18 protein-coding genes are annotated in these 16,760 nt (G+C 72.0%); 13 read left to right on the forward strand and 5 right to left on the reverse strand.

Annotated elements, in window-relative coordinates:
• The first annotated feature begins 7 nt into the window (after nucleotides 1–7).
• Complete coding sequence (locus H181DRAFT_RS09480) at nucleotides 8–541, forward strand: type III secretion system chaperone family protein (RefSeq protein WP_045863819.1); 534 nt, start codon at nucleotides 8–10, stop codon at nucleotides 539–541.
• Nucleotides 542–690: 149 nt separating this feature from the next.
• Here H181DRAFT_RS09480 and H181DRAFT_RS09485 read toward each other — a convergent pair whose 3' ends face one another.
• From H181DRAFT_RS09485 to H181DRAFT_RS09495, 3 genes are read right to left on the reverse strand one after another with little or no spacing between them, the layout of a single operon-like run.
• Nucleotides 691–1,485: a carbon-nitrogen hydrolase family protein gene (locus H181DRAFT_RS09485; protein ID WP_045863820.1), complete on the reverse strand. Its 795-nt coding sequence runs from the start codon at nucleotides 1,483–1,485 to the stop codon at nucleotides 691–693.
• 54 nt (nucleotides 1,486–1,539) lie between these two features.
• Nucleotides 1,540–2,958, reverse strand: a complete 1,419-nt coding sequence (locus H181DRAFT_RS09490; RefSeq protein WP_078895616.1) for an MFS transporter — start codon at nucleotides 2,956–2,958, stop codon at nucleotides 1,540–1,542.
• The gene (locus tag H181DRAFT_RS09495) at nucleotides 2,955–3,758 is read right to left on the reverse strand and encodes an HpcH/HpaI aldolase family protein (protein WP_045863822.1); all 804 of its coding nucleotides are present in this window, start codon (nucleotides 3,756–3,758) and stop codon (nucleotides 2,955–2,957) included. Before H181DRAFT_RS09495 ends, H181DRAFT_RS09490 begins: the two co-directional genes overlap by 4 nt.
• 120 nt (nucleotides 3,759–3,878) lie before the next feature.
• On the opposite strand from H181DRAFT_RS09495, the gene H181DRAFT_RS09500 reads away from it, so the two are divergent.
• From H181DRAFT_RS09500 to H181DRAFT_RS09515, 4 genes are all read left to right on the forward strand, one after another.
• Nucleotides 3,879–4,562 (forward strand): GntR family transcriptional regulator, encoded by a 684-nt coding sequence (locus tag H181DRAFT_RS09500; RefSeq protein ID WP_045863823.1) that lies wholly within the window; start codon nucleotides 3,879–3,881, stop codon nucleotides 4,560–4,562.
• A 154-nt stretch (nucleotides 4,563–4,716) separates the two neighbouring features.
• Nucleotides 4,717–5,022 carry a type VII secretion target gene (locus tag H181DRAFT_RS09505; protein ID WP_045863824.1) on the forward strand — a complete coding sequence of 102 codons (306 nt, stop codon included), beginning with the start codon at nucleotides 4,717–4,719 and terminating at the stop codon, nucleotides 5,020–5,022.
• Between the two features lie 2 nt (nucleotides 5,023–5,024).
• Nucleotides 5,025–5,975, forward strand: a complete 951-nt coding sequence (locus H181DRAFT_RS09510; protein WP_052708517.1) for a WXG100 family type VII secretion target — start codon at nucleotides 5,025–5,027, stop codon at nucleotides 5,973–5,975.
• A gap of 18 nt (nucleotides 5,976–5,993) precedes the next feature.
• Nucleotides 5,994–6,593 carry a hypothetical protein gene (locus H181DRAFT_RS09515; protein ID WP_045863826.1) on the forward strand — a complete coding sequence of 200 codons (600 nt, stop codon included), beginning with the start codon at nucleotides 5,994–5,996 and terminating at the stop codon, nucleotides 6,591–6,593.
• Between the two features lie 76 nt (nucleotides 6,594–6,669).
• Here the strand turns inward: H181DRAFT_RS09515 and H181DRAFT_RS09520 are convergent, their stop codons facing one another.
• Together H181DRAFT_RS09520 and H181DRAFT_RS09525 are read right to left on the reverse strand one after the other, a co-directional pair.
• Nucleotides 6,670–7,836, reverse strand: coding sequence for a pyridoxal phosphate-dependent aminotransferase (locus tag H181DRAFT_RS09520; RefSeq protein WP_045863827.1), 1,167 nt, complete (start codon nucleotides 7,834–7,836; stop codon nucleotides 6,670–6,672).
• A 197-nt stretch (nucleotides 7,837–8,033) separates the two neighbouring features.
• Nucleotides 8,034–8,537: a CHRD domain-containing protein gene (locus H181DRAFT_RS09525; RefSeq protein WP_052708518.1), complete on the reverse strand. Its 504-nt coding sequence runs from the start codon at nucleotides 8,535–8,537 to the stop codon at nucleotides 8,034–8,036.
• A 365-nt stretch (nucleotides 8,538–8,902) separates the two neighbouring features.
• On the opposite strand from H181DRAFT_RS09525, the gene H181DRAFT_RS09530 reads away from it, so the two are divergent.
• From H181DRAFT_RS09530 to H181DRAFT_RS09565, 8 genes are all read left to right on the forward strand, one after another.
• A complete protein-coding gene (locus tag H181DRAFT_RS09530) occupies nucleotides 8,903–9,181 on the forward strand; it encodes a hypothetical protein (RefSeq protein WP_175439737.1) in 279 nt (92 codons plus the stop codon).
• Nucleotides 9,182–9,444: 263 nt separating this feature from the next.
• Entirely contained in the window at nucleotides 9,445–10,047 is a 603-nt protein-coding gene (locus H181DRAFT_RS09535; RefSeq protein ID WP_078895618.1) for a DUF2617 family protein, read from the forward strand.
• Between the two features lie 128 nt (nucleotides 10,048–10,175).
• A complete protein-coding gene (locus H181DRAFT_RS09540; protein ID WP_045863829.1) occupies nucleotides 10,176–11,750 on the forward strand; it encodes a polyamine aminopropyltransferase in 1,575 nt (524 codons plus the stop codon).
• 114 nt (nucleotides 11,751–11,864) lie between these two features.
• Nucleotides 11,865–12,974 (forward strand): SRPBCC family protein, encoded by a 1,110-nt coding sequence (locus H181DRAFT_RS09545; RefSeq protein ID WP_045863830.1) that lies wholly within the window; start codon nucleotides 11,865–11,867, stop codon nucleotides 12,972–12,974.
• A 127-nt stretch (nucleotides 12,975–13,101) separates the two neighbouring features.
• Nucleotides 13,102–13,920, forward strand: coding sequence for an aldose epimerase family protein (locus tag H181DRAFT_RS09550; protein WP_045863831.1), 819 nt, complete (start codon nucleotides 13,102–13,104; stop codon nucleotides 13,918–13,920).
• A 94-nt stretch (nucleotides 13,921–14,014) separates the two neighbouring features.
• Nucleotides 14,015–14,599, forward strand: a complete 585-nt coding sequence (pyrE, locus tag H181DRAFT_RS09555) for an orotate phosphoribosyltransferase (RefSeq protein WP_074467787.1) — start codon at nucleotides 14,015–14,017, stop codon at nucleotides 14,597–14,599.
• A gap of 367 nt (nucleotides 14,600–14,966) precedes the next feature.
• Nucleotides 14,967–15,989, forward strand: a complete 1,023-nt coding sequence (fbaA, locus tag H181DRAFT_RS09560; RefSeq protein ID WP_045863832.1) for a class II fructose-bisphosphate aldolase — start codon at nucleotides 14,967–14,969, stop codon at nucleotides 15,987–15,989.
• A gap of 155 nt (nucleotides 15,990–16,144) precedes the next feature.
• On the forward strand, nucleotides 16,145–16,558 hold the full coding sequence (locus H181DRAFT_RS09565; RefSeq protein WP_045863833.1) for a DUF3151 domain-containing protein: 414 nt from the start codon (nucleotides 16,145–16,147) through the stop codon (nucleotides 16,556–16,558).
• Nucleotides 16,559–16,760: the final 202 nt, after the last annotated feature.

Genomic DNA, 16,760 nt, shown 5'->3' on the forward strand with positions numbered 1-16,760 from the left:
AAATCCGGTGAGCATCGACCCGTCCTCGATCCCGAACTTCGGGGGGCAGGAGCCCGACCCGCAGGAGTCCGGCCCGACCGGCCCTGTCATCCCCGACCAGGAGCTGATCAAGCAGCTGCTGGATCAGATGGAGCTGAAGTACGTCGTCGACGAGGAGGGAGACCTCGCGGCGCCGTGGGAAGAGTTCCGCACGTACTTCATGTTCCGGGGCGAGGAGGAGCAGCAGGTCTTCTCGGTCCGTACGTTCTACGACCGGCCCCACCCGATCGAGGACAAGCCCAAGCTGCTGGAGAGCATCGACGACTGGAACCGCCGCACGCTGTGGCCGAAGGTCTACAGCCACACGCACGACGACGGCACCGTCCGTCTGATCGGCGAGGCGCAGCTGCTGATCGGCACCGGCGTCTCGCTGGAGCACTTCGTCTCCAGCGTCGTCAGCTGGGTCCGTGCCTCGATCGAGTTCGACAAGTGGCTGGTCGAGCAGTTCGGCCTCGAGAAGGACGCGGAGTCCGGGGAGAAGCCGGACGACGACTCCGAGTGAGCCCGGTGGCCCGGGCGGGCCACCCGGCACACGCGGGCCCGTCCGCACGGGCCGCCGTCACGCTGGACCGCACCAGGGAGCGGGCCGGGGGAGGACCCCCGCCCGCTCCCTGGTGCGTTGCGTGCGCTGTCGGACGGGAGCCCGCCTCGTCAGCGCTCCTTCACGGCGAAGCGCCGCAGCTCCAGCGCCGGGTTGATCTTCCGTACCGCGGACATGCGCTCCCGGCCGGCGGTGGCGAGGGCCGTCCCGGTCTGCTCGCCCAGCGACGCGAGGACGACCCCCATCGGGTCGATGATCATGCTGTGCCCGGAGCCTGTCGGAGCGCACTGGTCGGCCGCCGCGACGTAGACCGTGTTCTCGATGGCCCGTGCCCGCAGCAGCGTCACGAAGTGGTCCTCCTTCAGCGGGCCGGGCACCCACTCGGCGGGTACCAGTACGACGTCGGCACCCGCGTCGACCAGCCGGCGCGTGACCTCCGGGAAGCGCAGGTCGTAGCAGGTCTGCATGCCGAAGACGAGGCCGCCGGACGTGAACGTCGCCGGCGCGTCCAGGGCGCCGGGGTGCACGACCGATGACTCCGTGAAACCGAAGGCGTCGTAGAGGTGCGTCTTCCGGTACAGGGCGGCGATCTCACCGTCCGGTCCGGCGGCGACCAGCGTGTTGTGGATCGTGCTCCCGTCCCGCTGCTCGTTGACGCCCGCCACCAGGTGGATGCCGAGCCGGGCTGCCAGCTCGCGCAGTGCCTCGGTGTACGGGCCGTCCAGGGTTTCTGCCGAGTCGACGAACCGCCGGTCCATGGCCGGCGCGGTGTACATCGCGTACTCGGGGGCCACGACCACCCGCGCGCCGCGGCCCGCGGCCTCCTCGGCCAGTTCGCGCAGCACCGCCAGGTTCGCGCTCTTGTCCTCACCCGGCGCGAACTGCGCCACGGCGATCTCAGCCATGCGTCCTCTCCCATCGGCTGGTCCTGCGCCGGCGCTCCGCCGGCAGGTCGGCTGTCATGCGGCTTCCGCGGGCGCGGGCATGCGCTCGATGCGTCCGAGCACCGCCGTGTAGCAGAAGATGCCGCCGAGCAGCACCGCACCGGTGACGATGAAAGCACCGGCGAACGAGCCCGTCGCGTCGACCACCATGCCCGTGACGATGGGGGCGGCGATGCCGAGCAGATTCGCGACGAAGTTGACGACCCCGCCGAGCGTGCCCGCGTACCCCTCCGGGGCGATCAGGGCCACGATGCTCGACCCCGCGGGCACCGAGATCGCGAGTCCGGCCGCGCCCACCGACAGGTAGACCAGTGCCGCGCCGACGGACCCGGCGTAGGCGGCGCCCGTCACCGACAGGGAGGCGAGGAGGCTGAGGACGAGCACCGTGCGGCGCACGCGCGTGGTGTCCTTCGCGCGCCGGAGCCAGCGGTCCATGACGAGGCCGCCCACCGTGAACTGGGCGACGACCGCCGCCAGCCACGGGATCATCGTGTAGACCCCGCCCTGCATCAGGTTCACCCCGAACTGCTTCTCGAGGTAGCCGGGCAGCCAGGTCAGCAGCACGTAGTAGCTGTAGGTGTAGGACGCGTATCCGAGGGCCAGGCCCCAGGTCTTGCGGCGCCGCAGCAGGTGGCCCAGCCCGCGCAGCGACCCGCCCTCGCCGGTGGCCGAGTCCTCGTCGTCCGCGCCGCCCTCGCGTATGTACGCCAGCTCCTCGTCGCCGAGCCTGCCCTTGGCGTGCGCCTGCCGGGGTGTCAGGTACAGCAGCCACCACAGCGCCAGGTAGACGGCCGACAGCACGCCGGTGAACAGGAAGGCGGCATGCCAGCTGTACGCCGTCACGAGGAAGGCCATGACCGGGATGCCGATCACGTTCGAGAGCTTGGCGCAGCCGTCGAACACGGCAGTCGCGGTGCCGCGTTCGTGCTTGGGGAACCACTGCCCGATGCTCTTCCAGCCCGCGGGAATGGTCGGCGCCTCCCCCACGCCCAGCAGCAGCCGCGAGACGAGCAGCAGACCGAGTCCGCCCGCGGCGGCCGACGCGAACGACGCGACCGTCCACAGGAACGCCGCGGCCCTGTTGACCCAGGTGACGCCGATCCGGTCGATGACGGAGCCGACCGGGAGCTGCAGCATCGCGTACGTCCACAGGAACGCCGACGAGAGCACACCCATCTGCGAGGCGCTGATGTCGAAGTCCCGCATGATCGCCGGGGCGGCGACGGAGAGGTTGACGCGGTCGATGTAGTTGACGAAGGTGCCGACGCCGAGCACTCCCGCGATGCCCCAGCGCACTCGCCCGCGGCCGCCGGAGGGGGCGGTCCCCGGCGCCGTCCCGCGGGCCGGTTCGGCGGGACCCCCGCGGGACGGCTCGTGAGGTGTCCCGGGCTGTGCCCTCGGAGCGGCGCCCTTGGCCGCTTCACTGTGCGTCATCGCGCGTCCGCCGGGTCCGGTGTGTGAGCCGCGTCAGCCGAGGGGCCGCCGCTTCCGGAGAGGAGTCGCCGCGTCTCGTCGAGCGGGGCCGAGAACCCGGCCGCCAGAGCGCCGTGCTGCATGATCAGCGCCATCTGGTCGACTCCGGCACCGACCGCGAACTCCTTCTCCTCGCTGGACCAGGCGGGCAGGAACCACGGCTTCCCGGCCTCCGCGGCGGCGTCGGCGATCTTCTGCAGGTCCGCGAAGTCGCCTTCCGTACGGGCGTACGCGCCGCGTCCGCGCCGAAGGGAGAGGTCGCTGGGGCCCACGAACACGCCGTCCACCGTAGGCAGGGCCAGGATGTCCCCGATCTCCTCGACGGCACCGGCGTCCTCGATCATGGGGTAGCAGCGGGTGCGCGCGTCCTGTTCGCGCACCCAGTCGTCCGTCATGCCGCCGTAGCCGGCCGTCCGCCCTCCGGCGAAGCTGCGGTCGCCGAGCGGCGGGAACTTCGCGAACGCCGTGACGGTACGGGCGTGCGCCGCGCTCTCCACGTGCGGGATCACGACGACGTCCGCGCCGAAGTCCAGCCCCTGCTGGACCGGGCCGCGCTCGGGGCCCAGCACCTTGGCGAGGACCTCCATCCCCGACGCCTTGACGAAGGGGATGAAGCGCTCCAGGTCGGCGAGGTCGAAGGAGCCGTGCTCGATGTCGAGCACGACGGCTCCGTACCCCATGCCGCGGGCGATCTCGACGGCGGCGGTGCTGGGATCGGACAGCCAGACGGCGAAGCGCCGGTCGGCGGGGGTGCTGGGCACAGGGGGACTCCTCGGTGACGACGACCGCGCAAGCCGCGCATGCACCGTGTATACACGGTGTATTTGCGAGGCGTCCAGGGATACGATGCCCTCACGTCAGCCGACAGGGAGAAGGGGCCAGTGACCACACCGGACGGGGCGACGCGCAGCCCGAAGGCCGCCGGGCCCGCCAGGGAACGCGTCTACGAGTGGCTCCGCGACGAGATAATCCGCGGCACCCTCGAAGGCGGCCAGTTCCTCGACGAGCAGTGGGTCTCCCGCACCGTCGGCGTGTCCCGCACCCCGGTCCGCGAGGCCTTCCACCGTCTCGCCGCCGAGCACTTCATCCAGCTCATGCCGCGCAAGGGCGCCCAGGTGCGAAGCGTCACGGCACGCGAGCTGGAGGAGGTCTACCAGGCGCGCCGGCTCATCGAGGGCCAGGCGGCCCGTTCGCTGTGCGAGGCCCGGCACGGGGCTCCCGAGGGGATGACCGCGCTGCTGGAGCCGATGGAGCGCGCCGGCGCCGCGGGGGACTGGTTCGAAGTGGCCGGCCTGAACCGCCAGTTCCACCAGATCATGGTCAGCACCGCGGGAAACTCGGTGATCACCGACCTCTACGACGGCCTGCACTCCCGTCAGCAGCGCGTCGGGCTGCGCGCGATGAAGGCCCGCCCGGAACGGGTGGACATCGTCGACGCCGAGCACCGCGCGCTCGTCGCCGCGCTCGACGCCTGCGACGCCGAGCGGGCGCTCGCGGTGCTCGGGGAGCATCTGCGCCCGGTCCCCGAAGTGGTGTCGGTCCTTCCGCGGGACGGGCAGGGCTGACCGGCGCCCCGTACCGCGCCGGGCTTCACAAAGGCCCGCCTTCACCGGCGCTCGCCCTCACCCGAACCTGAGCTTCACATTCCGCTGCTGAGGCCCGATTAAGGTTGTCCCGCAGACGCATTGCAGACGCACATGTGAGTTGGGGGGAACGACGTTGTCCGAAGAGTTCGAAGTCGAGCCGCAGGCTCTGCGGACCTACGCGAAGAACGTCAGCAAGGACGTGGAGCGCATCCGGCGCATCCGCAACAAGATCGACCAAGTGACGCTGCCCACCGGGGCGTTCGGGAAGCTGCCCGAGTCGAACGAGCTGGCCGACGACTACGAGAAGCAGCGCAAGGACTCGCTCGACGACCTGAAGGAAGCGGCCGGCACGCTGGAGGAGAACGTCGACGCGGTGCGGGACACGGCGAAGGCGTACGACCAGACCGAGGACGACGTCAACGTGAGCTTCGGGGGCTGACCGTGGACATCCTCAGCAAGCTCGGTATCAGCATTTCCGGGCCGTTCGCCGGTGTGCTCGACGAGGCCGTCCGCGGGATCATCAAGCAGTTCGGTCTCGAGGACGACCTGGAGAAGGTGTCCGGCGACAACGAGCAGCTCACGAAGGCCGCACTGAAGTACCGGGAAGCGGCCCGGGACTTGCGCGGCGTCGTCGACGACCTCAAGTTCGAACGGAAGCGCCTCAACGGCTCCTGGGCCGGCAAGGCGGCCGAGGCCTTCCACAAGGAGATGTCCGCGTTCGAGGACGCCCTGGAGGGCGAGGCCGCGGACATGGAGCAGATCGCCGAGTTGCTCGATGCCGCTGCCGCCGCGTGCGCCGAGGCCGAGCAGCTGATGATCGACCTGATCGTGGAGATCGTCGAGGCCGCCGTGGCCGCCGCCGCGACGACCGCGCTGCTGTCGGTGCTCACGGCGGGCGCGGCCGCCGCGATCGGGCCGCTGATCGCCGCCGCGGGCATCGCGCACAAGGCCATGAAGGCTGTGAAGATCACGGCGAAGCTCGCCGACACCCTCGCCGATCTGGCGAAGCGGCTGAAGGCCCTCCGCAAGGCGGCGAAGCTGCGCACGACGCTGCGCCGGTTCAACGACAAGAAGAACCCGCTCAGCCACCGCAACGCGCTCAAGCGGTACCGCGGGAAGATCGACGGCGTCGAGGGCGGGTCGCGGGACGACCTGGCCGCGGCCGCCCAGTACTGGGCGACCAAGAGGGCGCTCAAGAAGGGCGTGGTGGCCCCGGTGATCGGCGTCGAGACCGGCGACGTGATCAAGAAGGGCTACGAGACGTACGGCCCCGAAGGCGCCCCCGGTGTCGCGCCGAAGAGTCCTCTCCCGCAGGATTCCTCCCGTGGTTTCGAGGACCGGATGAACGACGGGCTCTCGCCTAAGGAGAGGGTCGAGAAGGATTTCGGCTGAGGAGTTGGGCAGAGGACGATGAACGACAAGGCAGAGCAGGCGGCGCAGGAGGCGCGCGGCCACGTCGAGGCGGCGCTGGCCGGCGTGGACCAGCCGGTGGTGTTCGGACCGAGCCAGGGCACGGGGCGCGCGAAGACGCCACCGCGCCGCAGGTGGCCGGATCCGTCGGTGGTCCGCAAGCCCAAGAAGGGCTTGCTGGACCGGTTGCTCCTGTTCGTCGTCGTCCCGGTGCACCATCTGACCGATCCGATCGGGAACTTCTTCGACTGGCTCCTGGACTCGGTCACGTTCCGCCGCAAGCGCCGCGCCCTGCGCGGGGGTTGGGGAAGCACCGCCGGCTCGCTGCTGGCCGCCCACCACACGTCCGCGCGGCGTTTCCTCGTCGTCGGCCGTACGGGGCTCCACCTCGTGTACGTGGGCGAGCTGGGCTCCGAGACCGGCTGGTCCCTGCCGAGGGAACAGGTGCGCGGCGTCGAGCACCTGGAGTGGGCCGGGGGCATGCCGCGCAAGGCCACCCTCCGGTTCCACTTCACGGACGGTTCCTGGGGCGACGTCGCGGTCGTCAGCCAGGCCTGGCAGCAGATGCAGAGCCAGTTCCCGGCGGCCTCGGGCAAGTGACCCGGCGACGCTCCCGGCGTCCGCGGACCCGACGACCGTCCGGTCCGTCGGGTCCGGGGACGCCGGGAGCGCGGGTCTAGTCCGCCAGGCGCCGCAGGCGGGCGGCGGCCTCCTCCAGGACGTCGTGCCTCTTGCAGAACGCGAACCTCACGAGCGTCCGTCCCGCGTCCGGGTCGTCGTAGAAGACGGCGTTCGGCACGGCGACCACGCCGCAGCGCTCGGGGAGGCGCAGGCAGAACGCCGGACCGTCCTTCTCGCCCAGCGGCGTGATGTCGGTGGTGACGAAGTACGTCCCCTGCGGCCGGTGTACCTCGAAGCCCGCCGCCGCGAGCCCGTCGGCGAGAAGGTCGCGCTTGCCGCGCAGGTCGTCGCGGAACTCGGCGAAGTAGCTGCCGGGCAGCCGCAGCGCCTCGGCGACGGCGTACTGGAACGGCCCCGCGCTGACGTACGTCAGGTACTGCTTCGCGGTGCGGACGGCCGCCACGAGGGACGCGGACGCCGTGACCCAGCCGACCTTCCAGCCGGTGAAGGAGAAGGTCTTCCCGGAGGAGGAGATCGAGACCGTGCGGTCGCGCATGCCGGGGAGCGAGATGAGCGGGACGTGCTCGCCGTCGAAGACCACGTGCTCGTAGACCTCGTCGGTGACGACGAGGAGGTCGTGCTCGACCGCGAGAGCGGCGATGGCGGTCACTTCGTCCCGGGTGAGCACCATGCCGGTGGGGTTGTGCGGGGAGTTGAGCAGCAGCAGCCGGGTGCGGGGGGTGATCGCGTCGCGCAGGGCGTCGAGGTCGGGACGGAAGCCCGGGGCACGGAGGGTGAGGGGGACGCGGGTCGCGCCGGCCATCGCGATCGAGGCGGCGTAAGAGTCGTAGAAGGGCTCGAACGCGATCACTTCGTCGCCCGGCTCCAGCAGGGCGAGCATCGAGGCGGCGATGGCCTCCGTCGCGCCCGCGGTGACCAGCACCTCGGTGTCGGGGTCGAACGTCAGGCCGTAGAAGCGCTGTTGGTGCTCGGTGATCGCGGTGCGCAGTTCGGGGACGCCGGGGCCGGGCGGGTACTGGTTGCCGCGTCCGTCCCGCAGGGCCTTCACGGCGGCTTCCCGTACGGACTCGGGGCCGTCGGTGTCGGGGAAGCCCTGCCCCAGGTTGATCGCCCCGGTCTTCACGGCGAGGGCGGACATCTCGGCGAAGATCGTCGAACCGAACCCCCGCAGATTGCGGTTCAGCAGCGGCCTGTCACTCATGTGTCCACCAACTCCTCACCCGGGATACGACCGTCCAGGGATCATCCTGTCCGATCGGACGTGCGGCGGTCACGCCCGCCGGGTCCGGCGGGGCCGGCGGAGCGGGCCGGGACCGGCCCCTCCCGTGCTGCGGGGTGTGCGACGTGCACCCGCCGCACACCCCGGTCGCTCACTTCAGCGCCGCCCCGCGGACGGGGTCACAGCTGGCCGCGGACGGCCCCGTCGGGGAACTCCTCGTTGTGGACGTTGACGTAGAAGAAGAACGGGTCCTGCTCGATGCCGCGGAGCTCCCAGCGGGTCAGCACCTCGGCCGCGTTCTCGGGCGTCTGGTCGGCGCGGGCGCGGATGCACCCGCCGGACGTGCCGTCCTCGCCCGGCGTGCGCAGCACGACGGCGACCGGCCCGGTCTCGCCCGCGGGCCCGAAGTGGAGGTGCGCGGCGGTCGGCGGGTCGATGTCGGCGACGCTCAGCCTGTAGCAGAGCCGGTCCTTCTTGATCTCGTACCGGAAGACGCCGTTGCCGTCCGGGTCGCCCGGGCCGGGGACTTCCTGCTCGCCGTCGAGGCCGACGCGGTGCCATCCGCCGCCACCCGGGGCGTCGGCGGCGACGTCGGCCGGCGCGGCGCCGGCCGGACCCGCCAGCGAGAGGAGGAGGGCGGCGGCGCCGGCCGCGGCGGCCGCTGTGGTTCGCGTGATGCGCATACGAGTGCTCCTGTTTCACGGGCCGGAGCGGCGCGACGGCCGCTCCGTCGGGGGAGTTTCGGAGCTGACGCTAGGTCGGGAAACGCCCAATTGCACTTATGACGGGCATTCAGGGCGTAGAGCCCCGCCCGTTCGGAGGCCGTCGCACGCCGCGCCGCTCCACTGCCGGCCGCCGGCCGCCGCCCCGGGAACGCGAACCTCTCGTCTTCCTCAACTCTGCTTTGAGGGCCGAAAGGCCCGGGCAGGAGCCCGTCACGCCGGAGACGGCGTCTATCCGCGGGCGTCCGGGGGACGCGCGTGTGCAACTGAGGGTGCGGGGTGCCGCACCGCTGAAAGATGGGGGACCCGACGTGACGCTAGTCATCGTGTTGATCTTCTTTGCCATGATCGTGGCCGCTGTGACCTTCGCTGCCGTCGCCGCGTCGAGGAGGAGCGGCGGTACGCGTCCGGCCTCGAGCGTGCGCCGCCGCCGGGCCGCGGGCTCGTCGTCGTCCGGGGGCGGCGGCTGGTGGGCCGGTGCGGGAGAGGTCGGTTCGTCCTGCGGCGGCGGTTCGTCGTCCGACGGCGGCGGCTCGTCGTGCGGCTCTTCCTCCTCGTGCGGGGGCGGCGGTGGCGGCGGCTGCGGCGGTGGCGGCGGCAGCTGAGCCCCGCCGGGGTCGAGCACCCGGAGCCTCGGATTCCGTCCTCCCGGTCGCCGTACGGCAGTTGAACATCTGAACTGTCCGGCACTCGGGGGGATGGAAACCCGGAGGTAGGCGTCGAAAAGTCTGTGGAAGTACACATTTCATGATTCGGTGATTCAGTATCACTGAAGCTGGCGTGGGTTCGAGTCGGCGAAGCCGACCCCGGCCGTGTCCCGGGGGTCGTGCCGGCTCGCCCCTCCACCGTGTGCTTGCGGAGCCGACCCATGCTCACCACTCTCTCCACCCCGTACACCGATACCCGTGCCGGCGACCTCGCCTGGGTCCTCGGGCGGGAACCCCTTCCGGCACTCGCTGTCAGGGAGCTCGAACTCGACGGCGCCGCAGTGCAGTTGCGCCTCCTCGGCGCCTCCCACCAGGTGCTGCTCGAAGAGGACGGCGGAAGCTGCTCGGAGACCGTCGCCTGCATGCAGGGCAGCAGTACGCCGCTGCCGCTGGGCGTCTCGAAACGCGTCGGCGTGTGGGAGTACGAATTCGCCGCCCACGTCGAGAAGTTGGCGCCCGCGTCCTTCGCGGGACGCGCCCAGGAACTGCTCGCGCTGGTCTCGGACCACCCCAACGGCCTTGCCGGTACGTTCCCCGGCTCGCCCGACGCCTTCACCGCGCTGCTGGTGCGGCGGCAGTCGGGGCAGGTCCACTGGCGTACGTGGCACTCCTACCCGCAGGAGGGCACCCTGGTCTCCACCCGGACCCGGGTCGGGGTGCCTGTCCGCGCATCGGCGCCGCTGCCGGAGTCCGGCCGCGGCGTCACCGCGCACACCGTGCTCCCGGCAGGCGTCCGCGCGTCCCGACGCCCCGCCCCGGCCTGAGAGTTGGGACCGGCCGCCGAAGCAGTGCCGCCGCGTCTCCTCACGCGCGAACCGCCGCGCGTGGCGTGCCGCGGAGGCGCTCGCGTGCGTTCCGGAGAGTGTTCGCGCCGTCACGTAACGTTCACGCCATGAGCGACCGCCTCCTCGAACCCGCCGACGACGTGCGGCTGCCCGTGCCCGCCGGGCTGGGACGCGGACTCGTACTGGCCTCCGTGTTCGTCTGCGCGGCCTGCGGGCTCGTCTACGAACTCGAACTCGTCGCGCTCGCTTCCTACTTGGCGGGCGACTCGGTGACACACGCGTCCGTCGTGCTCTCCGTCATGGTCTTCGCGATGGGCATCGGGTCGTTGCTGGCCAAGCGGCTGCGATGCCGCGCGGCGACCGGGTTCGTCCTCGTCGAGGCCGTGCTCGCCGTCGTCGGGGGCGGTTCGGCGATGGCGCTCTACGCCAGCTTCGCCTGGCTCGGCGGCGCCTGGCCGGCGCTCGTCGGATTCTCCCTCGCCATCGGCGTGCTGATCGGCGCCGAGATGCCGCTGCTGATGACCCTCATCCAGCGCGTCCGCCGCCAGGACGCGGGCGGAGCCCTCGCCGACCTCTTCGCCGCCGACTACGTGGGCGCGCTCGTGGGCGGACTGACCTTCCCCTTCCTTCTGCTGCCGTTCTTCGGGCAGTTGACGGGGGCTCTGCTGACGGGTGTCGTCAACGCCTCGGCGGGCGGTGTCGTCGTCCTGTGGCTCTTCCGCCACGACGTGGGCGTCCGCATGCGGTGGGGGCTGCTCACCGTGAACGGTGCCGTGATCGTGCTCCTCGTCGCCGGGACCGCGTTCGTGGGCGTCTTCGAGCGGGAGGCACGCCGGGCGGTGTACGGGGAGGACCTGCGCGTGGCCGTGCGCACCGGCACCCAGGAGGCCGTGCTGACGGGAGACGCCGATCCGACCGCGCACCGTCGCGGCGGCAAGCCGCTGCAGCTGTTCCTGGACGGGCGCCTGCGGGTGTGCTCCGCGGACGGCTACCGCTACCACTCGGCCCTCGTCCGGCCGGCCATGGCGGGCGGGCCGAACGCCCGGGTGCTCCTCCTCGGCGGGGCAGACGGGCTGACGCTGCGCGAAGTGCTGCGCCACGACGACGTGGAGGAGGTGACGGTCGTCCAAGCCGACCCCGCCGTCGTGCGGTTGGCGCGCACCGATCCCGGTCTCCGGCGGCTCAACGACGGCGCCTTCGACGATCCGAGGGTGCAGGTGCGCGGGGGCGACGCCTTCCTTCGGCTGCGCGAGCACGCACACGGCGCGGGCAGCGGCCCGGCCGCCTACGACGTCGTCGTCTCCGATCTGCCCGCCCCCGGCCCGAGCGTCGACGCGAAGCTGTATTCGCAGGAGTTCTACGGGCTGGTCCGCCGGGCGCTGACCCCGCGGGGACGATTCGCCGTCCACGCGGGCACGGCCGCCGCGCACCCGGAGACGTACTGGACGGTGGAGGCGACCCTCCGCTCAGCCGGCCTGCACACCTCCCCGTACGCGGTCTCGACACCCCGCGACTGGGGCTTCGTCCTGGCACGGCGCTCCCCCGGCGGAGATCCGCGGCTGCCGAGGCCACGCGCCGTCAGCTCCCGGACGGGCGCCGCCGATCCGCCGCCTCTGCGCGCACCGCGCGGACGCGTGGCCGGACTTCCGCCGTCGACGCTGACCCGCCCGCGCTACGGATGACGTGCACCGCCCCCCGTTCCGGGTGGTACGTGAGGGTGCGGCGCGCGGAGATATGCGATCGACCGGTCACATGTGCGGGGTGTGGTGGGTAGGCTCCCGACTATGGAGCACGAGGTGAACGTTCCGTTTTCCGTCGGTTCGGTACGGGCGGCTCTCGCCGAGCCCGATCGCGTCGCGCGCTGCGTCCCCGGACTGCAGATCGACGCCCCTGAGGGAGGCACCGCCGACGCCTCCGGCCCGGATACGGCGGAGGGCCGGCTGCGGCTCCGGATCGGCAACTCCACGATCACGTACCGCGGCAGCCTCACCGTCACGCCCAAGGGCGAGGAGTTCGCCGTCGAGGGCAGCGGGACGGAGGCGCGCGGCAGCGGCTCGGTGCGGCTGAAGCTCACGGTCGTGCCCCGCCGGGCCAAGGAGGGCGAGGGCACCAGGCTCGTCTTCACCGGGACGGTCGATGCCGACGGCCGCCTCGCCGAATTCGAGGACAAGACGGCCGCCTCCGCGGGACAACGGCTGCTGGAACGGTTCGGCAAGGCGCTCGCCGAGAGCATCGAGCAGGACGAGCCGCAGGCGCTGGACTCCCCGGCCGCCCCCGCCGCCCAGGCGGAGACCACACAGGCCGAGACCCCGCAGGCCGGCGGCATCGGCGAGCCGGACGACAACGAGCGCGTCATCCCCGGCATCCCCGGCCCCGCCCCGGACTCCTCCGAAGCGGCGGCCGGCGACGGCGCCGCCAAGGCCGGCACGAACAGCAAGGGCGGCAAGGAAGGCAGCGAGCCGGACGGCAAGGACAGTGCGGCCGGCGCTTCCGGGCAGAAGGCCGAGGACAGGCCCGAGGAGAGGACCGGGGAGAAGTCCGAGGAGGACGCCGCCCCGGGCGAGCCGTCCGACGCGGACCGTCCGGAGCGCGGCGGCGTCTTCGAGACGGAGGTGCCGCCGTCCTCGCTGGACCCGCTGTACGACGAGGAAGCGGGCGAGGAGACCGACGTGACCGAGGCGGAGGCGAAGGCGGCCGCCGAGGCGGAGGCCGCGCACGCCCGCCGCACCATGATCGGCCGCAGCGCCGAGGAGGTCGACCACGCGCCGCCCCGCGGGCGCTACGCCCCCGTCCCCGTGCCCGAGCCGATCGCCAACTCGGCGGCCGTCCGCTGGGTCGCACCGGCTGCCGCGGCCGTCGTCGCGGGAGCCGTGTTCATCGGCCGGGCCCTGCGCCGCCGGCGCTGAAGCCGGGCCGCTCGCCGGACGCGCGGCGACCGGCCGGGTGTTCGCCGGTCGGCGGGCCGCCGCTGTCACGCCTGCGGCCTGGCCAGGTCGCGCAGTGAGGGGAACCGGCGAGGTTTATGGTCGCGTCATGACTCATACCGCCACCACTGACGCAGACGTCACGCTCCGCGCGGGCAACACCGAGCTGACGGTAGAACCGCACCGGGGCTGCCGCCTCGCGTCGCTCAAGGTCAGCGGTACGGAACTGCTCCGGCAGGGCAAGAGGTACGGCTCGTTCGTGATGGTCCCGTGGTGCGGGCGTACCGAGCACGGCCGCTTCCGCAGCGGCGGCGAGCTGTACCAACTCCCCCTGGACAGCGGTCCGCACGCGATCCACGGCACCGTGCGCGAAGGCGTCTGGAAGACGGCGCGGCAGGACGAGCGCTCCGCGGCCTTCACCTGCCGGCTGTCCGACCCGTGGCCCTGGGAGGGCCTGGTGACCCAGGTCGTCGAGCTGTCGGAGAAGGGGGACTCGCTCACCCTCACGCTCGGCGTGGAGGCGTCCGACGCCAGCTTCCCCGCGCAGGCGGGCTGGCACCCGTGGTTCCTGCGCAACCTCGGCGACGGCAGCGGCGACGTGCGCATCGACTTCACCCCCGAGTGGCAGGAGGAGCGGGGCGTCGACCATCTGCCGACGGGCAAGCGCGTCGAGCCCCGCCCCGGCCCGTGGGACGACTGTTTCGGCATGCCGCAGGGCGTCGACGTGACGCTGACGTGGCCGAAGAAGCTGCAACTGAAGATCGCCAGCCGTGCGGAGTGGGTCGTCGTGTACGACGAGCAGCCCGACGCGGTCTGCGTCGAACCCCAGACGGGGCCGCCCAACGGGCTCAACACGCACCCCCACCTCGTGACGCCCATCCAGCCGCTGGAGGTCTCCACGACCTGGAGCTGGCAGCCCGCACCGTAGGCCCGTGCGCGGGCGCCGCGCGCGTGCCGTCGCGCGCGGGGCCCGCCCCGCCCTGCCGTCGTGGCGCGGTCCCGTCCGCTTAGGCTCGGGGGCCATGAGCACTGCATCCTCCTCTCCCGGAGCGTCCCCCCTCGCCTCCCCCACGGGTGCGCGTGCGGCGCTGCTCCAGCAGGTCAAGGACAAGGCCGTCGTACACGGCAAGGTCACGCTCTCCTCCGGGCAGGAGGCTGACTTCTACATCGATCTGCGGCGCATCACCCTCGACGGTGACGCCGCCCCCCTGGCCGGCCAGGTCATGCTCGACCTGACCGCGGAACTCGACTTCGACGCCGTCGGCGGTCTCACCCTCGGCGCCGACCCGGTGGCCTCGGCGATGCTGCACGCGGCAGCGGCCCGGGGCCGCCGGCTGGACGCGTTCGTGGTGCGCAAGGCGGGCAAGGCGCACGGTCTGCAGCGGCGCATCGAGGGTCCGGACATCCGTGGACGGCGGGTGCTGATCGTGGAGGACACCTCCACCACCGGCGGGTCCCCGCTGACGGCTGTCGAGGCGGCCCGCGAGGCGGGCGCCGAGGTCGTCGCGGTGGCGACGATCGTGGAGCGGGGCGCGGCCGCGGCGATCGCGGACGCGGGACTGCCGTACCTGTACGCGTACGGGCTCACGGACCTCGAACTGGCCTGACTGACCCGCACCGGCCCGTCGGACGCCCGTCCCGTGCCCGCGATCGGGCGTCCGTCCGGGGCACCCGTGATGAGCGGGGCCGGGACACGCGCGGGTCCGGCACAGGCGCGGGTCCGTCCCCGGTGCGGCGACGGGCAGGCGCGGGCCCCGGGAGCCCAAACCCCGGGCGGAAGCCGGGTGTTGGGACGTGTTCCACGTGAAACCGCGCACACGGCCCGCTGTGCGGCACAGGGCTTTCGTGCACTCGTGAACCGCACGCCTGGCACCGGCGCCCGTCTGGGAGGATGGGGAGCGACGATGACGTCGTTCCGTTGACCGACCCCGAACTCTGCACCAGAGCCGATCACGTACCCCAAGGAGCGGACAGATGCCCATCGCGACCCCTGAGGTCTACAACGAGATGTTCGACCGGGCCAAGGCCGGCAAGTTCGCCTACCCCGCCATCAACGTCACCTCGACGCAGACCCTGCACGCGGCGCTCCGTGGTTTCGCGGAGGCGGAGAGCGACGGCATCGTCCAGATCTCCACCGGCGGTGCGGAGTTCCTGGGCGGGCAGTACAGCAAGGACATGGTCAGCGGCGCCGTGGCGCTGGCCGAGTTCGCGCACATCGTCGCCAAGAAGTACCCGGTCAACATCGCCCTGCACACCGACCACTGCCCGAAGAACAAGCTGGACGGCTACGTGCGTCCGCTGCTCGCCGTCTCCAGGGAGCGGGTGGCCGCCGGGAAGAACCCGCTCTTCCAGTCCCACATGTGGGACGGCTCGGCCGAGACGCTCAAGGACAACCTGGAGATCGGTGAGGAGCTCCTCGCCGAGGCCGCGGCGGCGAAGATCATCCTCGAGGTCGAGATCACCCCGACCGGTGGCGAGGAGGACGGCGTCAGCCACGAGATCAACGACGACCTGTACACCACGGTCGACGACGCGCTGCGCACCGCCGAGGCTCTGGGCCTGGGCGAGAAGGGCCGCTACCTGCTGGCCGCCTCGTTCGGCAACGTGCACGGTGTGTACAAGCCCGGCAACGTCGTGCTCCGCCCCGAGCTGCTGAAGGACCTGCAGGACGGCGTCGGCGCCAAGTTCGGCAAGCAGAGCCCGTTCGACTTCGTCTTCCACGGCGGCTCCGGCTCCACGGACACCGAGATCGCCACCGCGCTCGAGAACGGCGTGGTGAAGATGAACCTCGACACCGACACCCAGTACGCCTTCTCCCGCCCGGTCGCGGACCACATGTTCCGCAACTACGACGGCGTGCTGAAGGTCGACGGAGAGGTCGGCGACAAGAAGACCTACGACCCCCGCAGCTGGGGCAAGGCGGCCGAGAAGGGCATGGCGGAGCGCGTGCAGAAGGCGTGCGCGAACCTGCGCTCGACCGGTACCCGGCTCAAGTAGCACCGTCCGCGCTGCCCGCACAGGGGCAGACCAGCAGCGCAGCAGCAGGCCGGGGCCGGGCCGTCCGCACCGCGGGGCGTGTCCGGCCCTGCCGCTGCCCGCGGTCTGTCTCCGTACGGCAGCTGCGCCCCGTCACACAAGGCAGACTGGAAAACATGAGCATCCACGAGAACCTGCTCGGGGGCCCGCCCCCGACCCACCTGCCCGACGACCCGGAGCCGCGTGAACTGCTGGCCTCCGGCACGGCGCCCGTGGAGGTCGCCGCGAAGTACCCCACGTCCTCGCTGGCGTGGGCGCTGCTCGCGGACGACGCCTTCGAGGCGGGACGCGTCGTCGAGTCGTACGCCTACGCGCGTACCGGCTACCACCGCGGCCTGGACGCGCTGCGCCGCAGCGGATGGAAGGGCCACGGCCCCGTGCCGTTCGAGCACGAGCCGAACCGCGGCTTCCTGCGGGCGCTGCACGCTCTCGCGCGGGCGGCGCACGCGATCGGCGAGCAGGAGGAGTACGAGCGCTGCTCGACGTTCCTCAAGGAGAGCTCGCCCACCGCGGCGGCCACCCTCTCCTGAGGCCGCGACCGGGCCGCGCCGGAGCGGGCCCGGGACGTATGCGGACCGGAGCGTCCAGCCGCTCCACCCCCCCCGTCCGGGGGCTCCCTTCCGGGAGCCTTCCGGAGGGGCTGGGGGCATATGACAACGGTGCTGACCAGCTGCCCTTGTCGCGGCGGGCCGCCTCACCGATGATGTTGTCAGGCCCGTACGACCACGTCCG

It is taken from the genome of Streptomyces sp. WMMB 714, from assembly GCF_900090125.1.
In the GTDB taxonomy this organism is placed as follows: domain Bacteria; phylum Actinomycetota; class Actinomycetes; order Streptomycetales; family Streptomycetaceae; genus Streptomyces; species Streptomyces daqingensis.